Genomic DNA, 1249 nt, shown 5'->3' with positions numbered 1-1249 from the left:
AGAATCATATTAATATGACATAATAGCTGGATTCATATGACAAAGGATAAAGTGAGATGGGCTATAGTCTGGATTTTCGAAAGCGAGTACTGGCATATAAAGACAAGCATTCGTTGACCTTCGAACAAACGTGTACCCATTTTGAGGTTTCTATGCGGACCTTATTTCGGTGGAGTCATAAAATAGAACCCTGTGTGACACGGAATAAGCCGCCCACAAAAATCAGTGATGAAGCGCTTCTCACTGATGTCAAAAATTACCCCGACGACTATCAATGGGAAAGGGCAAAACGCTTGGGTGTCGCGCAGTCTGCTATCCATTACGCCTTGAAACGGCTGAAAATAACAGTCAAAAAAAACGCTAAGACACCCCAACGCTGACGCTCAGGCTCGTCAGGCGTTTGTCGAACGCATCGGCCACTACGAACAGGCGATGAAACCGATTGTTTATCTGGATGAAAGCGGTTTTTCGCAGTCTATGCCCCGCACACACGGTTATTCGGCGAAAGGGTTACGCTGCTTCGGCACACACGATTGGCAGGCCAAAGACCGCATGAATGTCATTGGCGCGATCCTCAAAAAGACCTTCGTGACCTTAAGCTTATTTTCTGGAAACATGAATGCGGATGTCTTTCATGCCTGGATGACACAAGATTTGCTGCCTAAGCTCCCAAGCGAAGCCGTGATTGTGATGAATAATGCCCCCTTCCATAAACGGCATGACACCATAAAAGCGATAGCAGACCACGGTTGCCTGTTGGAATGGTTACCTCCTTACAGTCCGGATTTGAACCCCATCGAACCGAAATGGACTGAAGTCAAAGCGATAAGAAGACGAGAAAGGTGTTCAATTGATGAACTGTTTATGACGCATGTAAAATATGTCTAATTATTTTGATTTGGCTATAGTTGTGAGCACACTTTTTAATCTGCTGAACTACGGTATGAGTAATGAAAATAACTATTTGATTAAAATACATTTATGTTGTGTATCAGTATGATATACGAGAGCTATTTTTTTGTTTTGATTTAAGTTTTGACACCTTTAACCAAAGTCGGTAACTCTCATTTTTTCAAGGTGAAATGTCAGTCGAAATCAGAGATCTAATAAAAGAAGAGAGAAAGTTGTACTCCTCGCCTAGTACTACAGCCGTGATCCATATTGTGTCATGATGACTCTCTATCTTCCTAACACCAAGGGAGGTGTCCTATGGCCTCACCTGTCAATCTCTGGGAACAGGCGCTTCGGC

General features: G+C 43.2%; 2 protein-coding genes. Both read left to right on the top strand.

Going from position 1 to position 1249, the window contains the following annotated elements:
- The first annotated feature begins 56 nt into the window (after positions 1–56).
- Entirely contained in the window at positions 57–380 is a 324-nt protein-coding gene (locus tag AACX38_RS06650) for an IS630 transposase-related protein (RefSeq protein WP_228865541.1), read from the top strand.
- Between the two features lie 31 nt (positions 381–411).
- A complete protein-coding gene (locus AACX38_RS06645; RefSeq protein ID WP_228865908.1) occupies positions 412–888 on the top strand; it encodes a transposase in 477 nt (158 codons plus the stop codon).
- Positions 889–1249: the final 361 nt, after the last annotated feature.

The sequence above is a fragment of the Xenorhabdus sp. PB30.3 genome (genome assembly GCF_963895965.1).
In the GTDB taxonomy this organism is placed as follows: Bacteria; Pseudomonadota; Gammaproteobacteria; order Enterobacterales; family Enterobacteriaceae; genus Xenorhabdus; species Xenorhabdus stockiae.
The sequence above is the reverse complement of the archived record's forward strand: the minus strand, read 5'-3'. Positions and strand labels throughout refer to the sequence as shown.